This window comes from Pseudomonas sp. LBUM1664 (genome assembly GCF_059695895.1).
In genome coordinates this window covers 4038144-4056412 of sequence record NZ_CP166791.1, presented here as the reverse complement: position 1 = coordinate 4056412, position 18269 = coordinate 4038144, and the positions used below count along the sequence as shown (strand labels likewise).

Sequence of the window (18269 nt, the reverse complement as noted above, 5' to 3'; positions counted from 1 at the left end):
TTGGCTTGCACAGTGAGTGTGTGTTGTCCACCAAGTGGAACACCGACGGGCTTGCGGGATCTACCGCCTAACCCACATGCAGAAGGCAGGTTTATGTATCAGTTATTCGGCCACAGACAGTCCGGCTCTTCGGCCGTTGAGATCGCCCTGTGCCTGTGTGGCGTACCTTATCGGCGGGTCGATGCCTATTCGACTGAAGACAGCGATGCGGCGGATGAACTCGAGGCGTTGAATCCGCAGAAACAAGTCCCGACCCTGCAGTTGCCGGACGGCTCGGTGCTGACCGAAGCCGCGGCGATTCTGATTCACCTCGGGCTGAGTTTTCCTGAATCGAAGTTGCTGCCTGAGGACACTGCCCAGCGCGCGCAGACCTTGCGGGGTTTGGTCTATATCGCCGCCAATTGCTACACGCCCATCGGCATCATCGATTTTCCAGAGCGCTGGCTGCTCGATTCCGATGAGTCGGCTCGGCAACACCTGGTGTCGGGCACCAAGCAACGGCTGTATCGCAACTGGGCCCTGTTTGCCGACCAGTTCCCGGCTCGACCGTTTCTCAGTGGTGCCGAGCCGGGAGCGCTGGATATCTTCGCCGCCGTGATCACGAAGTGGAGCGGAACGCGGGAGGCTATGCTCGGGGCGCGTCCTGAGTTCTACGGGCTGTTGGAGCGTATCGACCACCACCCGCGCATTGCGCCGGTGCTGTCATTGCATTGGCCTTCGTAGATTACGGGCAAGCATTGCGTGAAGCAGTCTGCTCAACGAGGCCGACAAATTGCCGGACATTATTCTGATGGGCCGTCACCAGTTCGTCGATGCTGCTTCCCGCCGGCGTTTGCAGGCTGCTGCGGCAGGTGAGGGTGTGCGCTTCGTTGCCTTGGTTGCGCAGGCGCCATTGCACGTCCATGCGGGCATAACGGCCGGGGATCGAATCGAAGCGTTGCACGTCTACCCGCAGCAATAACTTCGGTGCGCCGGGGTTGCTCAGTTGTTCGTCCAGGCTGCTGTGCAGCTCGTCAGCCAGGCTGGCGCCCCACCATTCGCTTTCCAGGATCGCCAGCCCGGTGTTGCCTTGGCGAATGACCATCTGGGTGCGATCCACCTGAGGCGGAACGCTGACTTGCTCGACCTGGATATCCATCCCGGCGCGCGGTTGGCCGGCCGGCTGCGCCGGGCTCAGGGTGTGATAATGGATCGGATCGCTGCGGCAGGCGCCGAGCAGTAATGCCAAGGCAATCAGCGAGCATCTAAGCGTCAGCGGCATAAGGCGTGCTCCTGTGATCATTGTTTCACCGGCAATGTGAGGTTCTGCGCCGGTGTGTCTTTGGGACGACCGCGAAGCAGCGATTCGGGGTGGCGGCTGAGGTAGTCAGACAGCTCACGCAGTGAGCGCGACATGCGGCCCAGGTCGTCCAGGGTCTGGGTCAGTTGTTCGCGCTGCGGCGAGTCTTCGGCCAGGGTCGAGTTGGCCGATTGCAGAGTCTTGCTGACGTCCTGCAAGGTACTTTGCACGCCCGGCAGGGTCTTGCTGTTGAATTGCGCCAGGCCTTTGCGCAGTTCCACCAGACTGCCGTCCAGGTTGCTGGCGATGCTTTCCACCGGCAGTTTGTTGATCCGTTCGACTACCGACTGCAGTTGTTCCTGCAATTGCTGGAGGCTGCCCGGGATGGTCGGTATACGAAGAGGTCGGGCAGTAGGGTCGAAGGTGACTTTCTCCGCCTTGGGATAGAAGTCCAGCGAGATGTACAACTGCCCGGTCAGCAGGTTGCCGCTGCGAGCCTGGGCGCGCAGGCCCCGTTCGACGAAGCTGCCGATCAGGCGGGCGCCGGCGGCTTCGTCCTCTTCATTGTGATTGAGCGCCTTGAGCAATTTCTCATGGGCTTTGCCCAGCCGTTGAGGGTAGAACACCAGGCCGACGTTGACCGGAAAACTGCGCTGCTTCTCATCGAAATCGAGGTTGATGGATACCACCGTGCCGACTTCCACCCCCTGGAACTCTACCGGCGCACCGACCCGTAACCCACGTAACGCTTGATCGAAACGTAAAGCCAGGTATTGCGCCTTGCCATTGGGCGGGGCGAGAGCGGTCTGCTGGTCGGCAAACAGCTCGAATGTCTTTTCCTCGGCGGCAGGGGTGTCGTTGGGGCTGTATTCCGGCGCCCGGAACGCGATGCCGCCGACCAGCAGTGCAGAGAGTGATTCGGTCTTGAGCTCGAAACCGTTGGCGCCGACCCCTACGTCCACGCCACTGACATTCCAGAAACGAGTGTTTTCGGTGACGTACACATCGTTGGGCGCGTTGACGAATACGTCGATGTTGACGCCTTTGCCATCGGCGTCCAGCGCGTAGGACACGACCTGGCCTACCGGGATCTTGCGCAGGTACACCGGCGAGCCGACGTCCAGCGAACCGAGGTCCTGGGAGTGCAATGTGAAGCGCTTGCCCGGTTCGCCGTAAGTGATCGGCGGCGGGACTTCCAGGCCGGTGAAGGATTTGGCGCGAACTTTCGATTGTCCGGCGTCGGCCCCGATGAAATCCCCTGACAGCAGGGTGTCGATCCCGGAGATACCGCCGGCCCCGATGCGCGGCCGTACTACCCAGAACACCGAGTCCTCGTGGGTGAAGGTATCCGCCGTTTTGGTGAGCTTGATCGTGGCGGTCACGTTCTTCTGATCGTTGCTCAATTGAACGTCGGTGACCTGGCCGATGACCACGTTGCGATATTTCACCGGTGTCTTGTTGGCGGTCAGGCCTTGGCCGGTCTTGAAGGTGATAGTGATGGTCGGCCCTTCCTGCAGCCAGTTGTGAACCACCAGGGACACCCCCACCAGCACCGCGATGATCGGCACGATCCACACCAGCGACACCGTCCAGCGGCGGGTGGTGACGTTGGCGCGCCCCGGTGCGGGTTGCTGCCCGTCAGTGGCTTGTGACTTCATCCATGACCTCCTCGGATGGTTGGGTGTCCCAGATCAGCCGTGGGTCGAAACTCATGGCCGACAGCATGGTGAACAGCACCACGAGACCGAAGAACAGGATCCCCGGTCGTGGTTCGATATCGCTCAGTGCCTGGAACTTGACCAGCGCCGCCACCAGGGCCACCACCAGCACGTCGAGCATTGACCAGTAGCCGATGATTTCCACCAGCCGGTACAGCTTCGCCCGCTGGACCTGGGCCCAGGTGCTGCGTCGCTGCACGGTCACCAGCAGTAGGGTCAGTACCACGAACTTGATGCCTGGCACCGCGATGCTGGCGATGAAGATGATCAGGGCAATGTCCCAGGCGCCACCTTGCCAGAATTCGATAACGCCACTGATGATGGTGCTGTCGGCGCCATCGCCGAGCATCTGGGTATTCATGACCGGCAGCAGGTTGGCCGGAATGTAGAACACCAGCGCGGCCAGCATGTAGGCCCACGTACGGGTGAGCGAGTTGGATTTGCGCCGATGCAGGGGGGCGTCGCAGCGCGGGCATGTCTGGGGTTCGGCGGTCATGTTGCAGGCCTGGCCGCAGCTGTGGCACAGGCACAGGTTCAAGTCACTGGCCAGGGGCGGGGGAGGCAGTGGCTCGCGACTCATAGGCTGTCCCACAAATCACGCACATCGCGCCCGGCGATGCGGATCATCAGCAGGCTCAAGGCGGCGAGGGCGAACAGGCCGATGCCTGGCAACACGTCCAGCAGCCCGGCGAGTTTGATCACCGCCACCAGCGCGCCCAGCAGGCACACCTCCAGCATGCTCCACGGCCGTAGGGTTTCCAGGCCACGCATGCACAGCTTGAACCCGGGTGCTCGCTGGTTGGCGTGGGCGTAGGCCAGCACCCAGATCAGCAGTGCCAGTTGAAAGGCCGGCGCGATGATGATCGCCACCGCTGCCACCAGGGCGATAAAGGTAATCGGCCCCAGGCTCAGCGCCACAACGGAATCCCACAGCGTGGCGCTGTTGCTCAGGCCTTGCAGGCGGATGCTCATCACCGGATAGAGGTTGGCGAAGGCCCACAGCACCGCTGCCGTGACGCTCAAGGCCAGGCGCTGTTCGATGCTCAGGCCGTTGTAGCGCTGGATTACCGCGTGGCATCGCACGCACGAGGCTTTTTGGTGCGCAACGAGTACAACCGGCTCGTATACCGCATCGCAATGCTCGCAAATGATCAGTCGGTCGGTATCGGCCATTGGGATGCTCGGCAGGAACTCCCCCTTCAATACATGAAGTGCGCTGGGAATAGCAACCCGCCGAGTGGATCATTCACCGCGAATGTATTGCTCCAGCTGTCGGATCAGGTCCGCCTGCTCGGCAATGGCTTCCTTGACCAGGTCGCCGATGGACAGCAGGCCGACGAGCTTGCCGTCCTCCACCACCGGCAAATGCCGCAAGTGCTTTTCGGTCATGATGCTCAGACAGTTTTCGACGTTCTGGTGCGGGTCTATCGTGATCACGGGGGACACCATGATGTCGCTCACCTTCGTGCCGACTGACGAACGACCGTGCAAGACCATTTTGCGCGCATAGTCGCGCTCACTGATGATCCCCAGCACTTCATCGTTTTTCACCACCAGCAAGGCGCCGACGTTTTTTTCGGCCATGCGCATCAGGGCCTGCAATACCATGTCGTCCGGTGAGATGGTGTGCACTTGCTGGTTTTTTTCATCTTTTATCCGGAGCAACTGCGCGACGGTTTTCATGGGAGGGCCTCGGGTGTTGTTTTTTGCGGGTGGTTAAAGAATCGTAGACCCAACGGCGCAGAGCAAGTGATAAAGCGGCAGCCAATCGTCAAAAAACGTCATTGCAGGTGAAAAACCCCCAATCTCACGCCATGCACTGTTGTGACAGAGGCGTCCGTCCGTCTGTGGGAGCAAGGCTTGCCCGCGATGAAGACGACGCGGTCTCCCAGGGAAAACGGGGTACCTGCATCGCGGGCAAGCCTTGCTCTCACAGAGGGATAAATCCCTTCGTCACAGGTAGAATCGCGGCTTACGCAAAATTCGAGGTTGCAGCGGTGGATTTACAGCAGGGCTTCGTCCTGACCCGGCATTGGCGCGATACCCCGGCCGGCACCGAAGTCGAGTTCTGGCTGGCGACCGACGCCGGCCCCCGGCGCGTGCGCCTGCCGGTGCAGCCGTCGGTGGCGTTTGTGCCGCAGATTCAGCGCGGGCAGCTTGAAGCCCTGCTGCAAGGGGAGAAGGAGGTTGAGCTGCGGCCTCTGGATCTGCTGGATTTCGAGCATCGCCCGGTGTTGGGGCTGTATTGCCAGCAACATGCCCAATTGATGCGCCTGGACAGCACCTTGCGCCGTGCCGGTGTGGAGGTGTTCGAGGCGGACGTTCGGCCGCCGGAACGCTACCTGATGGAGCGCTTTATCACCGCGCCGGTCTGGTTTGGCGGCACACCGGCCGCTGACGGCCTGCTGCTCGACGTCCAGATGAAACCCGCGCCCGAATACCGTCCACCGTTGCGCCTGGTGTCCCTGGACATCGAAACCACCGCCCAGGGCGAGTTGTATTCCATCGCGCTTGAAGGCTGCGGCGAGCGCCAGGTCTACATGCTCGGCCCGCCCAATGGCGACGATACTGGCGTGGATTTCCAGCTCGAATACTGTGAATCGCGCACCGTGCTGCTGAAAAAACTCAACGACTGGTTTGCCCGTTTCGACCCCGACGCGATCATTGGCTGGAATCTGGTGCAGTTCGATTTGCGGGTGCTGCATGAACACGCCCGGCGTCTGGCCGTGCCGCTGCGCTTGGGGCGAGGCGGGGAAGAGATGCAGTGGCGCGAGCACGGCGCGCGCAACAACCACTTTTTTGCCTCGGCGGCCGGCCGGCTGATCATCGATGGCATTGAGTCCCTGCGTTCGGCGACCTGGAGTTTTCCGTCGTTCAGCCTGGAAAACGTCGCCCAGACGCTGTTGGGGGAGGGCAAATCCATCGACAACCCGTACCAGCGCATGGATGAGATCAATCGCATGTTCGCCGAGGATAAACCGGCCCTGGCCCGCTACAACCTCAAAGACTGTGAGTTGGTGACGCGGATTTTCGCCAAGACCGAGCTGCTCAAGTTCCTGCTGGAACGCGCCAGCGTCACCGGCCTGCCGACAGACCGCAGCGGTGGTTCGGTGGCGGCCTTCACACACTTGTATATGCCGCTGATGCACCGCCAGGGTTTCGTTGCACCCAATCTTGGCCAGCGCCCGCCCGAAGCCAGCCCGGGCGGCTTTGTCATGGACTCCCAGCCGGGGCTTTATGAGTCGGTGCTGGTGTTGGACTACAAGAGTCTATATCCGTCGATCATCCGCACCTTTCTCATCGATCCGGTGGGCTTGATCGAAGGCCTGCGCCACCCGGACGACCGCGCGTCGGTGCCAGGTTTTCGCGGTGCCCGGTTCTCCCGTACCCGGCATTGTCTGCCGGCTATTGTGGCGAGGGTCGCCGAAGGCCGGGAAACTGCCAAGCGCGAACACAACGCACCGCTGTCCCAGGCGTTGAAAATCATCATGAACGCCTTTTATGGCGTGCTCGGCTCCAGTGGCTGTCGCTTCTTCGATCCGCGGCTGGCGTCGTCCATCACCCTGCGCGGCCACCAGATCATGCAGCGTACCCGGCAGTTGATCGAAGCCCAGGGGCATGTGGTGATTTACGGTGATACCGATTCCACGTTCGTCTGGCTGCGCCGGGCTCACGGCCAGGAAGAGGCGGCCAGCATCGGCCGCGAGCTGGTGACGCATGTCAACCAATGGTGGCGTGAACATGTGCGTGACGAATTCGGGCTGGAGAGCGCGCTGGAGTTGCAGTTCGAAACCCATTTCAAACGCTTCCTGATGCCGACGATTCGTGGCGCCGAGGAAGGCAGCAAGAAACGTTATGCCGGGTTGGTGACCCGCGCCGACGGCAGCGACGAAATCGTCTACAAGGGCCTGGAAACCGTGCGCACCGACTGGTCGCCGCTGGCCCGGCAGTTCCAGCAGGAGCTGTACGGGCGGATCTTCCACCGCAAGCCTTATCAAGATTACGTGCGCGAGTATGTCCACCAGACCCTCGCCGGCGCGTTCGATGATCGGCTGGTCTACCGCAAGCGCTTGCGCCGGCCACTGGAAGATTACGAACGCAACGTGCCGCCCCACGTGCGGGCCGCGCGGCTTGCCGATGAGTTCAACCAACGCCAGGGCCGTCCTCGGCAATACCAGAATGGCGGCTGGATCAGCTACGTCATCACCGTCGCCGGCCCCGAGCCGCTGGAAATCCGTAGCGCGCCAATCGATTACGACCACTACGTGACCAAACAGCTACAACCGGTGGCGGATGCGATCCTGCCGTTTGTGGACGATGATTTCTCGACGTTGTTGGGGGGGCAGATGGGGTTGTTCTAACGGCGGCGGCCCTGATGCTTTTGTGGCGAGGGAGCTTGCTCCCGCTCGGTCGCGCAGCGATCGCAAAATAATGGGGCCGCTACGCAGCCCAGCGGGAGCAAGCTCCCTCGCCACAAAAAGCTCTTTGCTCGTGAGAACTAGACCATCGCCAATCGCTGCTTGTCCTGAGGCTGGGGAAACATCAGGTCGAGGGCCGCCAGGTCCTGGGGTTCGAGCTTCAGGTTCGCCGCTTCGGCGTTCAGGCGCACATGTTCAGTCTGCACGGCTTTGGGAATGGCGATGACATTGTCGTGGCGCAACAGCCAGGCCAGTGCGACCTGCGCCGGCGTCGCGCCATGGCGTTCGGCGATCTGTCCCAGGGTATGGTCCTTGAGCAGATGCCCGCCCTGGCCGACCGGGCAGTAGGCCATGACCGGCATGCGCTGCTGTTGGCACCAGGGCAACAGGTCGAATTCGATGCCTCGTTCTTGCAGGTTGTACAGCACCTGGTTGGTGGCGCAGGCCGGCGAGGACAGCTCTTCAAGGTCGGCGACGTCAAAGTTCGACACGCCCCAACGGCCGATCTTGCCTTCTTCGCGCAGACGTTCAAAGGCTTCGACGGTTTCGTCCAGCGGGTACTGCCCGCGCCAATGCAGCAGATAAAGGTCAATGTAATCGGTGTCGAGCCGTCGCAAACTGCGTTCGCAAGCCTGTGGGATGCCTTTGCGGCTGGCGTTGTGGGGATAGACCTTGCTTACCAGGAAGACCTGATCCCGCAGGCCGGTGATTGCTTCGCCCACCACGTTCTCGGCGCCGCCCTCGGCGTACATTTCCGCCGTGTCGATCAGCGTCATGCCTAATTCGATGCCCAGGCGCAGGGCTGCTACTTCTTTCTTGTGATGGGACGGCTCTTCACCCATGCGCCAGGTGCCCTGGCCGATCACCGGTACGGACACGCCAGCCAAATCCAGAGTCCTCATGCCTGCCTCCTGTTGTGTAGAACTATTAATGCTTTTGGCAGCAGGATAGACGGGAATGAAGCCCGCGGACGCTCCGCGTTCCCCAAAGCGTGACGCAGAGCGTCACAGGAGTCGTTCCCACGCGGAGTGTGGGAACGATCAGTCAACGAAGAAGTTATTTTGCGGAGAACTTCAACACCATGGTCTGGGTGTAGGTCTGGCCCGGATCAAGCCGGGTGGAGGGGAAGTTCGGCTGGTTTGGCGAATCGGGGTAGTGCTGGGTTTCCAGGGTAAACGCACCCCAATGCGGATAGACCTTGCCGTGCTTGCCCTTGACCGTGCCGTCGAGGAAGTTGCTGGTGTAGAACTGCACGCCAGGTTCGGTGGTGTAGAGCTGCAAGCGGCGGCCGGACTGCGGGTCGAGGACGTCGGCGGCCAGTTTGCTCACGTCACCCTTGGCATCGAGCGCCCAGTTGAAATCGAAGCCACCCTGTTTCGGTTCGGCGAATTTGAGCTGCGGATGATCAGCCTTGATATGGGTACCAATGGCCGTGGGTTTGGTGAAGTCCATCGGCGTGCCAGCCACGGGAGCCAGCTCGCCGGTGGGGATGAGCTTGCCGGTTACCGGGGTGTAGTGGGCCGCATGCAGGGTCGCGACTTGCTTCAAGATATCGCCGTTACCCGCCCCGGCCAGGTTGAAATAGCTGTGGTTGGTCAGGTTCAGCACTGTGGGTTTGTCAGTGGTGGCCTTGTACTCGATGCGCAACTCGTTCTGTTCGTTGAGGCTGTAGGTGACGTCGGTCTTCAGCGCACCAGGAAAGCCCATCTCGCCATCCGCCGACAGGTAGGTCAAGGTCACGCCCACCGAGTCCTTGCCATCATGGGGTTCGGCCTTCCACACGCGCTTGTCGAACCCCTGTGGTCCGCCGTGCAGGGAGTTGCCATGGTCGTTCTGCGGCACTTGGTAGCGCTTGCCGTCCAGCTCGAACGCACCGTCGGCCAGGCGATTGCCAAAGCGGCCGATGGTCGCGCCGAAATATACGCTGCCGTTTTTCTGGTAACCCTGCACGTCGTCAAAACCGAGTACCACGTCGGCGGCCTTGCCGTTTTTATCCGGCACGATCAGTGACTGAAGGGTCCCGCCGTAAGTGATGACGGTGGCCTCTATGCCGTGGCTGTTGCGCAGCACGTACTTTTCCACCGCCGTACCGTCGTTGGTCTTGCCGAACGCAGCGTGTTCGCTGGTCAAACCGGCGGCCTGGGAAGCAGAGGTGGCGATCATCAGAGACACTCCGAGGGCCGTGAGCAGATATCTGGATTCAAACATGATGTGACCTTCCTGTTGTTTTGTTGTTGTTTTTAACGCGAGTCGAGTCCGTTGTTTGGACGGACAGCGGCGAAGGTTTTTCTGTTTAGTAGTCTTTCTATTTGAGGGGTGAGAAGGGATTTATAGCTACTAATCTAGATTTATCAACTAAAAAGTCAGACTAATTAAGCGGTCCGGGTTATGCCCAGACGCGAGGTTTTTGTCGGTATCGCACTTTTATCGGGCTGAACTACGTCCAGAGCCTGCTCTTGCTTAACTTCCTGGCGGTCCAAAGCGGTAATTGGTAAAAAAAGGAATAAAGATAGATCACATCGATATAGGGGGTTATAAGAAAAATCGCTATGCTCGCGGCCAGATTTTTCATGCGGTCGTGCTGAGACGGGTTTAATGGATTTCGGTAGTGTCGGTTTAGTCGTAGCAGGCCTGGTGGTCGGTTTCATCGTCGGGATGACCGGCGTTGGCGGTGGGTCGCTGATGACCCCCATTCTGTTGTGGTTTGGTATCAACCCTGCGACTGCGGTGGGGACAGACTTGCTTTACGCGGCCATTACCAAGTCTGGCGGTGTTCTGGTTCACGCCAAGAACCGCAACATCGACTGGGCCATCACCGGTTGGCTGACCTTGGGCAGCGTGCCGGCAGTCGGGTTGACGCTGTGGTTTCTCAGCAGCCTGCACAGCTCGCCCGACGCCATGAACGCGGTGATCAAACAAGCCTTGGGCTTTGTGCTGTTCGCCACGGCCCTGGCGATTCTGTTCAAAAAACGCCTGCTGCAATTTGCCCATGACCGCGCTGGCGGTCACTACAATCCCACCGGCACGCGCCTCAACGTACTGACGGTCATCACCGGCCTGGTGTTGGGCACGATGGTCGCGTTGACCTCCATCGGCGCCGGCGCCCTGGGCACCGTCGCACTGTTCATCCTCTACCCGTTCCTGGTCACCAAGCGCCTGGTGGGCACCGAGATCGCCCACGCCGTGCCGCTGACCCTGGTCGCTGGCCTGGGCCATGCGAGCATGGGCAACATGGACTGGCATGTCCTTGGTTTTCTGCTGATCGGTTCGTTGCCAGGGATTTACCTGGGGAGCCATTTGTCAGGACGCATCTCCGACGAACTGCTGCGCCCGTGTCTGGCGGTGATGCTGGCGATGATCGGGTTCAAATTGGCGTTTTGAGTATTTTTTGCCGGACCCGATCTACAAAGCTTCCATGACCCAATGTGGTCGCGCCCCAATCCCTCACCCCTGCGCCACGGTTGCGCAATGAACCCGCTGGCCTAAGCTTCAGGGCAGGCAGGCGTAGTATTGGGCGACTCGCGGAACAATCGCCGCCATGCGCAATCAGTACAGCGTAACTATCAAAAGGAGAGGCGCATGCTCATTCGGTCATTGACCTTCGCTACCTTGCTGGCCGTCGTCGGCCCCCTGTTCGCCGCAGATGGCGACTCACCCTTGGTGGCGGAGTTGGGCAGAAACCGCCCCTTGATCATCATCGCGCCCAGCACTGTCGACCCTGCGTGGGTCAGCCTGAAGAAAGCGCTGGATGAACCGGCAGGCAAACAGGGCTTTTCCGAGCGCAACATGGTGCTTTACACCGTGCTCAACACGATGGGGCAACGCGAGGGTAAAGACCTGGACCCGCAAAGCACCATGGCGCTGATCCGTTCACTCAAGCTGGGGGCTGGTGCGCAGACCAAGATCATCCTGGTGGGCAAGGATGGGGAAAAGAAGCTCGAGCATTCCGGGGCGATTGAACTGAAAGACGTCTTCGACACCGTTGACAAGCTGCCAGCGACAGAAAAAGAAGCGGCGGCTCCACCCCCACCTCCCGCAGCGGAGCCGGTACCCACCAAGGATGCGAAGGGCGCCAAGCCTGGCAAGGCGGGCAAAACGACGGCTGCGCCCAAGCCGTTGGATGATTGACCCCAAGGCCAATGAGATTCGCAGTGGCGAGGGAGCTTGCTCCCTCACTCACTCACCACAGTTAGCCCCGGTCGTTTTTTCTGCCGTTGAATCTGGCTGCTGCGCACTCGATCAACACAAATGATCCCTTTAGCCCGTTCGATTATTGCCCATCCAGTGCCGTCAGGATCTGGTGCGCGGCCTTCACCCGTTCCGCAATTGGATAGTTTTTGTTGGCCAGCATCACGATCCCCAGGTCCTTTCCAGGGACGAAAACCACGTAGGTGCCAAAGCCACTGGTTGACCCTGTCTTGTTGATCCACGCATTGTCCGGTGCCGGGTGGGGCGGATTGAGAGGTTCCACTTTCTGTGGCGTCATGACCATCTCCGGCGCGTTGCCGGCCAGTAACTCATCCAGGGTGACCGGGTAAGGGTAGAACTCCCAGCCCAGCCCTTGAGTCATTCCGCGCACTTTGTAGAACCCGGTGTGGGTCGTGGCGATGGCTTGGCGCAGGGTGGCGTCCAGTTTTTCAGGCCGCAGGTTGGCCTCGACGAAACGAATCAGGTCCGATGAGCTGGTTTTCACCCCATAGGCCTCGGAATCCAGAGCGCCGGGCCCGACCCGGACTGGCTTGCCGTCCTTTGCGTAGCCCTGGGCGTATTGGTTTGACTGAGCTGGCGGAACCCGCAGATAACTGTGCTTGAGGCCCAACCCTGGCATCAGCGTGTGCTCCATCACATCGTCAAACGGGCGACCCATGCTGCGGGCCGCCAGATAGCCGAACAGGCCGATGCTCGGGTTTGAATACACCCGCTGGGTGCCGGCCGGGTAGAGTGGTTGCCAGGACTTGAAATAACCGAGCATCCGATCCGAATGGTCCGCGTCGTCGGGAAACTGCAAAGGCAGGCCGCCCGGGGTGTAGGTGGCGAGATTGAGCAAAGTGATGCCTTCAAACGCGCTGCCACGCAGCTCGGGGGCGAAGCGACTGGCCGGGTCCGACAGCGACAGTTTGCCTTGGGCCTGGGCATAGGCACCGAGCGTGGCGGTGAAGGTCTTGCTGACCGAGCCGATTTCGAAGAGAGTCTGGTCGGTCACTGCCTGGTTCGTGTCCTTGGAGGCCACGCCGTAATTGAAATAATGACGTTGACCGTTGTGCGTGATCGCCACGGCCATGCCCGCGATGTCCTGTTGTTTCATCAAGGGCTGGATAACGGCATTGACCGTGTCTTCAGTACGGTCCTGGGCAAAGCCCGGCGTCGTTCCACAGGCCAGGAAGAAAGTGCCCGCGAGTATCGATTTGGCGATGTGCATGTATGACCGTTCTCCGTGGATGGCGATGGTTCAAGCTGCTCTGCAGCCCAGCAGCTTTTGAGGCATGGGTGTTACTTGGGGAGGTCAATCTAGGGAGTTTTCGGTTGCTGGGCAATCGGGATCCATCCGGCCCAGGCCAGGATCCGAGTTGTCTGACGGAGTCGTAAGGGCGCTCTTACGAAAGTCTTCGGCTGTCCGGGGACTTCGGCGGCCCCATGGCAAACCACACAAACCAACGGCCGCCGGGTAAACTTGCGCTCTTTCTAAAGGAGTTCACATGAGTTACTACCAGCCTGGCATTCTCGCCGCCCCTGTCCCGCCTCAGGCCCGTCATTTGTTTTTTGCCCTGGAATCGGTCGAGGCGCTGCCGGCTGCGATAGACAAGCTCCTGCTTCAGCTGGATGGCCGGGTGGTGATCGGCTTTGGCGAGTCGCTGGTCCAGGCGCTGGGCGCGCAGATCGAAGGCCTGCGGGCATTTCCGGCACTGGCCGGGGTGGGCGTGGACAACCCTTCGACCCAGCACGCGTTGTGGTGCTGGTTGCACGGCGAAGACCGAGGCGAGCTGCTGCACCGCAGTCGCGCCATCGAGGCCGCGTTGGCGCCGGCCCTGCGCCTGGTGCAAATGAACGAAACCTTCCGCCACATGACCGGCCATGACCTGACGGGTTACGAAGACGGCACCGAAAACCCCCACGACGATGCGGCCGTCGCCGCTGCCCTGGCCCAAGGCATCGATGGGTTGCGCGGCGGCAGTTTTGCCGCGATCCAGCAGTGGCAACACGATCTGGACGGTTTCGCGGCGATGCAGCCCCATGAGCGCGACAACATCATGGGCCGACGCTTGAGCGACAATGAAGAAATCGACGATGCGCCGGAGTCGGCCCACGTTAAACGCACCGCCCAGGAAAGCTTCGCTCCGCAAGCCTTCGTCGTGCGCCGCTCCATGCCCTGGATCGAAGGCGATCGCGCCGGCCTGATGTTCTTGGCGTTTGGTTTCTCCCTCGACGCCTTCGAGGCGCAACTGCGACGCATGAGTGGCCTGGAGGACGGTATTACCGATGGCCTGTATCGCATGAGTCGTCCGATCACCGGCGGTTACTACTGGTGCCCGCCGCAGTTGGAAGGGCGTCTGGATCTACGGGCCCTGGCCCGCTGAGCAGAGCACCCTGGCCCGCTGAGCGGAGCGCTTTGTCAAAAGCGATACGTGAACGCTATTCTTGGGCCGCACGTCTATCGGTGGAACGGAGGGAAGCAAGCGTGGATAAAGTCATGGTCATCACCGGTGGCGGTCGAGGTATTGGAGCGGCCACGGCGCTGTTGGCTGCCGATCTGGGTTATCGGATTTGTATCAATTACCAGTCCGATGAAGTCGCCGCGCAGAATGTGCTCGAACAGGTCCGGGCCAAGGGGGCGCAGGCAATCGCCGTGCGGGCCGATGTGAGCATCGAAGATGAAGTGATCGGCCTGTTCAATCGGGTGGACGCCGAACTGGGCCGCGTGACGGCGCTGGTGAACAACGCTGGCACGGTCGCCCAGAAGTCCCGGCTCGATGAAATGTCTGAATTTCGCATCCTCAAGATCATGAAGACCAACGTGCTGGGGCCGATTCTCTGCGCCAAACACGCGGTGTTGCGCATGTCACCCAGGCATGGCGGGCAGGGCGGCAGCATCGTGAACGTCTCGTCAGTGGCCGCACGCTTGGGGTCGCCGGGCGAATACGTCGATTACGCGGCGTCCAAGGGCGCGCTGGACACCTTCACCATCGGCTTGTCCAAGGAAGTGGCGGGTGAAGGCATCCGCGTCAACGCGGTTCGTCCAGGGTATATCTACACCGATTTCCATGCCCTCAGCGGCGACCCGGATCGGGTCAGCAAGCTGGAATCTGCCATCCCCATGGCCCGGGGCGGCCGTCCGGATGAAGTGGCGGAGGCGATTATCTGGCTGCTGTCGGATAAGGCTTCGTATGCCACGGGGACGTTTGTGGATTTGGGCGGCGGACGCTGAGCCCAGATCGTCGAAACTCAAAACGAGCGAATAATCCGCCCCAACGTCTCCATGGCTTTTTCCGACGCTTCGGTCCACGGGCTGCCGTAGTTCAGGCGGATGCAGTTCCTGAAGCGCCGGGTCGGTGAAAAGATCGGCCCCGGTGCAATGCTGATGCCTTGGGCCAGGGCCATCTGGAACAGTTTCAACGAGTCCATCTGCTCTGGCAGCTCCAGCCACAGGAAATAACCGCCTGCCGGCTGGCTGACGCGGGTCTGGGCTGGGAAATAGCGGGCGATGGCGGCAAGCATCGCGCTTTGCTGTTCTTCCAGGGCGTAGCGCAGTTTGCGCAGGTGGCGGTCGTAGCCGCCGTGTTGCAGGTAATCGGCGATGGCAGCCTGGGCCGGCATCGAGGCGCACAGTGAAGTCATGAGTTTGAGCCGTTCGATTTTCTGCGCGTAACGTCCGGCGGCGACCCAGCCGATGCGATAACCCGGCGCCAGGCTCTTGGCGAACGAACCGCAATGCATCACCAGCCCGTCGGTGTCGAACGCCTTGGCAGGCTTGGGTGCCTGCTGGCCGTAATAGAGTTCGGCGTACACGTCGTCCTCGATCAGCGGCACCTGATGGCGGCGCAATAACTCCACCAGCGCCTGTTTCCGTTCCTCGGGCAGGGTCGCGCCCATGGGGTTCTGGAAACTGGTCATGCACCAGCAGGCCTTGATCGGGTGGCGCTCCAGCGTCTGTGCCAATACGTCCAGGTCGATGCCGTCGCGCGGGTGCACAGGGATTTCCACGGCTTTGAGCTTGAGTCGTTCCAGCACTTGCAGGCTGGCGTAGAACGCCGGCGCCTCGATCGCCACCAGGTCGCCGGGCTCGGTCACGGCTTGCAGGCACAGGTTCAATGCCTCCAGAGCGCCGTTGGTGACCAGCAATTCCTCCATGGGCAGCATCAGCCCGCCGACCATGTAGCGCAGGGCGATCTGCCGACGCAATTGTGGATTACCTGGCGACATGTCCGTGACGACCACGCGCGGGTCCATATCCCGCGTTGCGCTGGACAGCGAGCGGGACAGCCGTTGCAGCGGAAACAGCGTCGGGCTGGGGAACGCCGAGCCGAACGGCACGGTGGCCGGGTCCTTGATCGAGTCCAGCACCGAAAACACCAGCTCGCTGACGTCGACTTCGGTGGACTCGTGCACATGGCTGCTGACCGCCGGCTCGGAAAACGGGCTCGGCGCATGGGTGTTGACGAAGTAGCCGGAGCGCGGCCGGGCTCGGATCAGGCCACGTCGTTCCAGCAGGTAATAGGCCTGGAACACCGTGGACGGGCTGACGCCGTAGGTTTGGCTGGCATAACGCACCGACGGCACACGCTGACCGGGCCCCAGCATGCCGGAGCGGATCAGTTCAGCGATGTCGTCGGCGAATTTCTCGTAGCGTTTCATAGCGGGCCCAGCCTTAAGTGACACATGGTTTGCGCTTTTTAACTGTGGGGCATCTTAAAGCTTCACCGATTCATCGGCGCCACAAAACGGCTTTTGGCCACGCTGTAGACGTCGTGCTCGTCACTGTCGACCACTTTGAAGGTCATTTCCCGGGAGCCGCTTTGGGGCCGCTCACTGAGCATGGCTACCGACACCGGCACGTCGACGATTTCCCCCGGCGCCAGGCTCAGTTGCGTCTTGCCCTGCAGAACAAAGCCGTCGCCGTCCACCAGGGACAGCTGGTAATCCTGGCGTTGCTGGGTCTTGTTGATGATTTTCAGGCTATAGATATTCTCGATCTGGCCTTCGCTGTTTTCCCGGAACAGACCGCGGTCCTTGCTCACGTCCAGCGACACCATGGGCCGTTCCACCAGCGCCAGGGCCAGTGCGCCGATCATCACCAGCAGCACGGTGGTATAACCGATCAACCGGGGCCGCAGCAGGTGAGTCTTGCCGCCCTGCAGTTGATGTTCGGAGGTGTATTTGATCAGCCCGCGGGCGTAACCCATCCTGTCCATGATCGAGTCGCAGGCGTCGATGCAGGCCGCGCAACCGATGCACTCCATTTGCAGGCCGTCGCGGATGTCGATGCCGGTGGGGCAGACCTGCACACACATCTGGCAATCGATGCAATCGCCCAGGCCAATATTGGTCGGGTTCACCTCGCGCTTGCGCGGGCCGCGGATTTCACCCCGGGCCGTGTCATAGGAAATGGTCAGCGTGTCCCTGTCGAACATCACGCTCTGGAACCGTGCGTAGGGGCACATGTGCATGCACACCGCTTCACGCAGCCAGCCGGCGTTGAGGTAGGTAGCGGCGGTAAAGAAAAGTACCCAGAACAGGCTGACGCCGGCCATTTGCAGGGTCAGCAGTTCTTCGGCCAGCGGGCGGATCGGCGTGAAGTAACCGACGAACGTCAGGCCGGTGAGCAGGCTGATGGCCAGCCACAGTGTGTGCTTGGCCGAGCGGCGCAACAGCTTGTTCAAGCCCCAGGGCGCCGCTTGCAGCTTGATCCGCTGGTTGCGTTCGCCTTCGGTGATTTTCTCGCACCACATGAAAACCCAGGTCCAGGAGCTCTGCGGACAGGTGTAGCCGCACCACACGCGACCGGCGAACACGGTGATCGCAAACAGGCCGAAAGCGGCGATGATCAGCAACGCCGACAGCAGGATGAAGTCCTGGGGCCAGAAGGTCGCGCCAAAAATGTGGAATTTGCTTTCGCTGAGGTCCCAGAGCACTGCCTGGCGGCCACCCCAGTTCAACCACACCGTGCCGAAAAACAGCAGGAACAGACCCCCGGCACCGCTCATGCGCAACGTGCGAAACAAACCGGTGAAACTGCGGGTGTGAATCAGGTTATCGGTGGTCCTGGCCTTGATCTTCGTCGGCGCGGGTTCGAAAGTCTGTATCAATTGGACGGGGATTCTATCGCTCATGGTCGGTCGCTCATCAGCCTGTATCTGGCGACGCACTATGACCACCGAACTGTTTGCATAACAGACTCAGGTGTTTGGATAAAAACCGGATCAGATGCGCTGAAGCCCAGTCCCTGCGACACTTTGATGCACCCAGGGACGAGCGAACAAGCTCCTGTTAAATCGGGCTTCAGATAACCGAATCACCATCAGTAGCCTTTAGGTTCTTGCGGCCATCAGTCGCCCCGGCCACGGTCAGGGCGTTGGCTTCCTTCTCGGTGATATAGATCCGCTCGTCGTTGATCTCCACGGCTGACATGGCTTTGTCCGAGTCGGTGATAACGGTCAGCTTGCTGGCAAGGCGCTGTTCCTCGCCGTGGGAGGTTTTGAAATAGCAGGTTTGGTTGTTTTCGATACGTACCGTCATGATTGTTCTTCCTTCTGGATGTCCTGAACGTTAGGTGCCGTCCGGTGGCGAGGGTTCGTTGCGCCTGATCAGCGGTCGGGCGCACCTCTGGCGTCGCTTGCGGTCCATCGTTTATCGAATGAA

At 60.8% G+C, this 18269-nt stretch carries 17 protein-coding genes; 6 read left to right on the top strand and 11 right to left on the bottom strand.

What is annotated here, in order from left to right; translation table 11 throughout:
* Positions 1 to 93 precede the first annotated feature (93 nt).
* Positions 94 to 723 carry a glutathione S-transferase family protein gene (locus ACA047_RS18785; protein WP_497351821.1) on the top strand — a complete coding sequence of 210 codons (630 nt, stop codon included), beginning with the start codon at positions 94 to 96 and terminating at the stop codon, positions 721 to 723.
* A gap of 1 nt (position 724) precedes the next feature.
* On the opposite strand, the gene ACA047_RS18780 is transcribed toward ACA047_RS18785, so the two are convergent.
* From ACA047_RS18780 to ACA047_RS18760, 5 genes are all read right to left on the bottom strand, one after another.
* Positions 725 to 1261, bottom strand: a complete 537-nt coding sequence (locus ACA047_RS18780) for a PqiC family protein (RefSeq protein WP_497351819.1) — start codon at positions 1259 to 1261, stop codon at positions 725 to 727.
* Between the two features lie 17 nt (positions 1262 to 1278).
* On the bottom strand, positions 1279 to 2937 hold the full coding sequence (locus ACA047_RS18775) for a PqiB family protein (protein WP_497351817.1): 1659 nt from the start codon (positions 2935 to 2937) through the stop codon (positions 1279 to 1281).
* Positions 2918 to 3562, bottom strand: a complete 645-nt coding sequence (locus ACA047_RS18770) for a paraquat-inducible protein A (RefSeq protein WP_497360442.1) — start codon at positions 3560 to 3562, stop codon at positions 2918 to 2920. Before ACA047_RS18770 ends, ACA047_RS18775 begins: the two co-directional genes overlap by 20 nt.
* An 11-nt stretch (positions 3563 to 3573) precedes the next feature.
* On the bottom strand, positions 3574 to 4170 hold the full coding sequence (locus ACA047_RS18765; protein ID WP_497351815.1) for a paraquat-inducible protein A: 597 nt from the start codon (positions 4168 to 4170) through the stop codon (positions 3574 to 3576).
* A 69-nt stretch (positions 4171 to 4239) separates the two neighbouring features.
* Positions 4240 to 4680 (bottom strand): CBS domain-containing protein, encoded by a 441-nt coding sequence (locus ACA047_RS18760; RefSeq protein WP_497351813.1) that lies wholly within the window; start codon positions 4678 to 4680, stop codon positions 4240 to 4242.
* 314 nt (positions 4681 to 4994) lie between these two features.
* Here ACA047_RS18760 and ACA047_RS18755 point away from each other — a divergent pair, with 314 nt between their 5' ends.
* Positions 4995 to 7358, top strand: coding sequence for a DNA polymerase II (locus tag ACA047_RS18755; protein ID WP_497351811.1), 2364 nt, complete (start codon positions 4995 to 4997; stop codon positions 7356 to 7358).
* A gap of 137 nt (positions 7359 to 7495) precedes the next feature.
* Here ACA047_RS18755 and ACA047_RS18750 read toward each other — a convergent pair whose 3' ends face one another.
* Positions 7496 to 8317: an aldo/keto reductase gene (locus ACA047_RS18750; RefSeq protein ID WP_497351809.1), complete on the bottom strand. Its 822-nt coding sequence runs from the start codon at positions 8315 to 8317 to the stop codon at positions 7496 to 7498.
* Positions 8318 to 8471: 154 nt separating this feature from the next.
* A complete protein-coding gene (locus tag ACA047_RS18745) occupies positions 8472 to 9623 on the bottom strand; it encodes an aldose epimerase family protein (RefSeq protein WP_497351807.1) in 1152 nt (383 codons plus the stop codon).
* Positions 9624 to 10010: 387 nt separating this feature from the next.
* Between ACA047_RS18745 and ACA047_RS18740 the strand changes: the two genes are divergently transcribed.
* Positions 10011 to 10796 (top strand): sulfite exporter TauE/SafE family protein, encoded by a 786-nt coding sequence (locus ACA047_RS18740; RefSeq protein WP_497351805.1) that lies wholly within the window; start codon positions 10011 to 10013, stop codon positions 10794 to 10796.
* A gap of 198 nt (positions 10797 to 10994) precedes the next feature.
* Complete coding sequence (locus ACA047_RS18735) at positions 10995 to 11543, top strand: DUF4174 domain-containing protein (RefSeq protein WP_497351803.1); 549 nt, start codon at positions 10995 to 10997, stop codon at positions 11541 to 11543.
* 142 nt (positions 11544 to 11685) lie between these two features.
* Here ACA047_RS18735 and ampC read toward each other — a convergent pair whose 3' ends face one another.
* Positions 11686 to 12834, bottom strand: a complete 1149-nt coding sequence (gene ampC / locus ACA047_RS18730) for a class C beta-lactamase (RefSeq protein WP_497351801.1) — start codon at positions 12832 to 12834, stop codon at positions 11686 to 11688.
* A gap of 277 nt (positions 12835 to 13111) precedes the next feature.
* Here ampC and ACA047_RS18725 point away from each other — a divergent pair, with 277 nt between their 5' ends.
* The gene (locus tag ACA047_RS18725; protein WP_497351799.1) at positions 13112 to 13990 is read left to right on the top strand and encodes a Dyp-type peroxidase; all 879 of its coding nucleotides are present in this window, start codon (positions 13112 to 13114) and stop codon (positions 13988 to 13990) included.
* Positions 13991 to 14091: 101 nt separating this feature from the next.
* Entirely contained in the window at positions 14092 to 14838 is a 747-nt protein-coding gene (locus ACA047_RS18720; protein ID WP_497351797.1) for an SDR family oxidoreductase, read from the top strand.
* 17 nt (positions 14839 to 14855) lie between these two features.
* Here ACA047_RS18720 and mapR read toward each other — a convergent pair whose 3' ends face one another.
* The 3 genes from mapR to ACA047_RS18705 form a co-directional block, all read right to left on the bottom strand.
* Positions 14856 to 16265, bottom strand: coding sequence for a GntR family transcriptional regulator MpaR (gene mapR, locus ACA047_RS18715; protein WP_497351795.1), 1410 nt, complete (start codon positions 16263 to 16265; stop codon positions 14856 to 14858).
* A gap of 62 nt (positions 16266 to 16327) precedes the next feature.
* Complete coding sequence (ccoG, locus tag ACA047_RS18710; protein ID WP_497351793.1) at positions 16328 to 17740, bottom strand: cytochrome c oxidase accessory protein CcoG; 1413 nt, start codon at positions 17738 to 17740, stop codon at positions 16328 to 16330.
* Positions 17741 to 17909: 169 nt separating this feature from the next.
* A complete protein-coding gene (locus ACA047_RS18705) occupies positions 17910 to 18146 on the bottom strand; it encodes a DUF3203 family protein (protein WP_497351791.1) in 237 nt (78 codons plus the stop codon).
* Positions 18147 to 18269: the final 123 nt, after the last annotated feature.

What these genes read in the sequence shown, in the direction of transcription:
- ACA047_RS18785 (WP_497351821.1), top strand. Translation starts at nt 94, where the DNA reads ATGTATCAGTTATTCGGCCACAGACAGTCCGGCTCTTCGGCCGTTGAG.
- ACA047_RS18780 (WP_497351819.1), bottom strand. Translation starts at nt 1,261, where the DNA reads ATGCCGCTGACGCTTAGATGCTCGCTGATTGCCTTGGCATTACTGCTC.
- ACA047_RS18775 (WP_497351817.1), bottom strand. Translation starts at nt 2,937, where the DNA reads ATGAAGTCACAAGCCACTGACGGGCAGCAACCCGCACCGGGGCGCGCC.
- ACA047_RS18765 (WP_497351815.1), bottom strand. Translation starts at nt 4,170, where the DNA reads ATGGCCGATACCGACCGACTGATCATTTGCGAGCATTGCGATGCGGTA.
- ACA047_RS18760 (WP_497351813.1), bottom strand. Translation starts at nt 4,680, where the DNA reads ATGAAAACCGTCGCGCAGTTGCTCCGGATAAAAGATGAAAAAAACCAG.
- ACA047_RS18750 (WP_497351809.1), bottom strand. Translation starts at nt 8,317, where the DNA reads ATGAGGACTCTGGATTTGGCTGGCGTGTCCGTACCGGTGATCGGCCAG.
- ACA047_RS18745 (WP_497351807.1), bottom strand. Translation starts at nt 9,623, where the DNA reads ATGTTTGAATCCAGATATCTGCTCACGGCCCTCGGAGTGTCTCTGATG.
- ACA047_RS18740 (WP_497351805.1), top strand. Translation starts at nt 10,011, where the DNA reads ATGGATTTCGGTAGTGTCGGTTTAGTCGTAGCAGGCCTGGTGGTCGGT.
- ACA047_RS18735 (WP_497351803.1), top strand. Translation starts at nt 10,995, where the DNA reads ATGCTCATTCGGTCATTGACCTTCGCTACCTTGCTGGCCGTCGTCGGC.
- ampC (WP_497351801.1), bottom strand. Translation starts at nt 12,834, where the DNA reads ATGCACATCGCCAAATCGATACTCGCGGGCACTTTCTTCCTGGCCTGT.
- ACA047_RS18725 (WP_497351799.1), top strand. Translation starts at nt 13,112, where the DNA reads ATGAGTTACTACCAGCCTGGCATTCTCGCCGCCCCTGTCCCGCCTCAG.
- mapR (WP_497351795.1), bottom strand. Translation starts at nt 16,265, where the DNA reads ATGAAACGCTACGAGAAATTCGCCGACGACATCGCTGAACTGATCCGC.
- ccoG (WP_497351793.1), bottom strand. Translation starts at nt 17,740, where the DNA reads ATGAGCGATAGAATCCCCGTCCAATTGATACAGACTTTCGAACCCGCG.
- ACA047_RS18705 (WP_497351791.1), bottom strand. Translation starts at nt 18,146, where the DNA reads ATGACGGTACGTATCGAAAACAACCAAACCTGCTATTTCAAAACCTCC.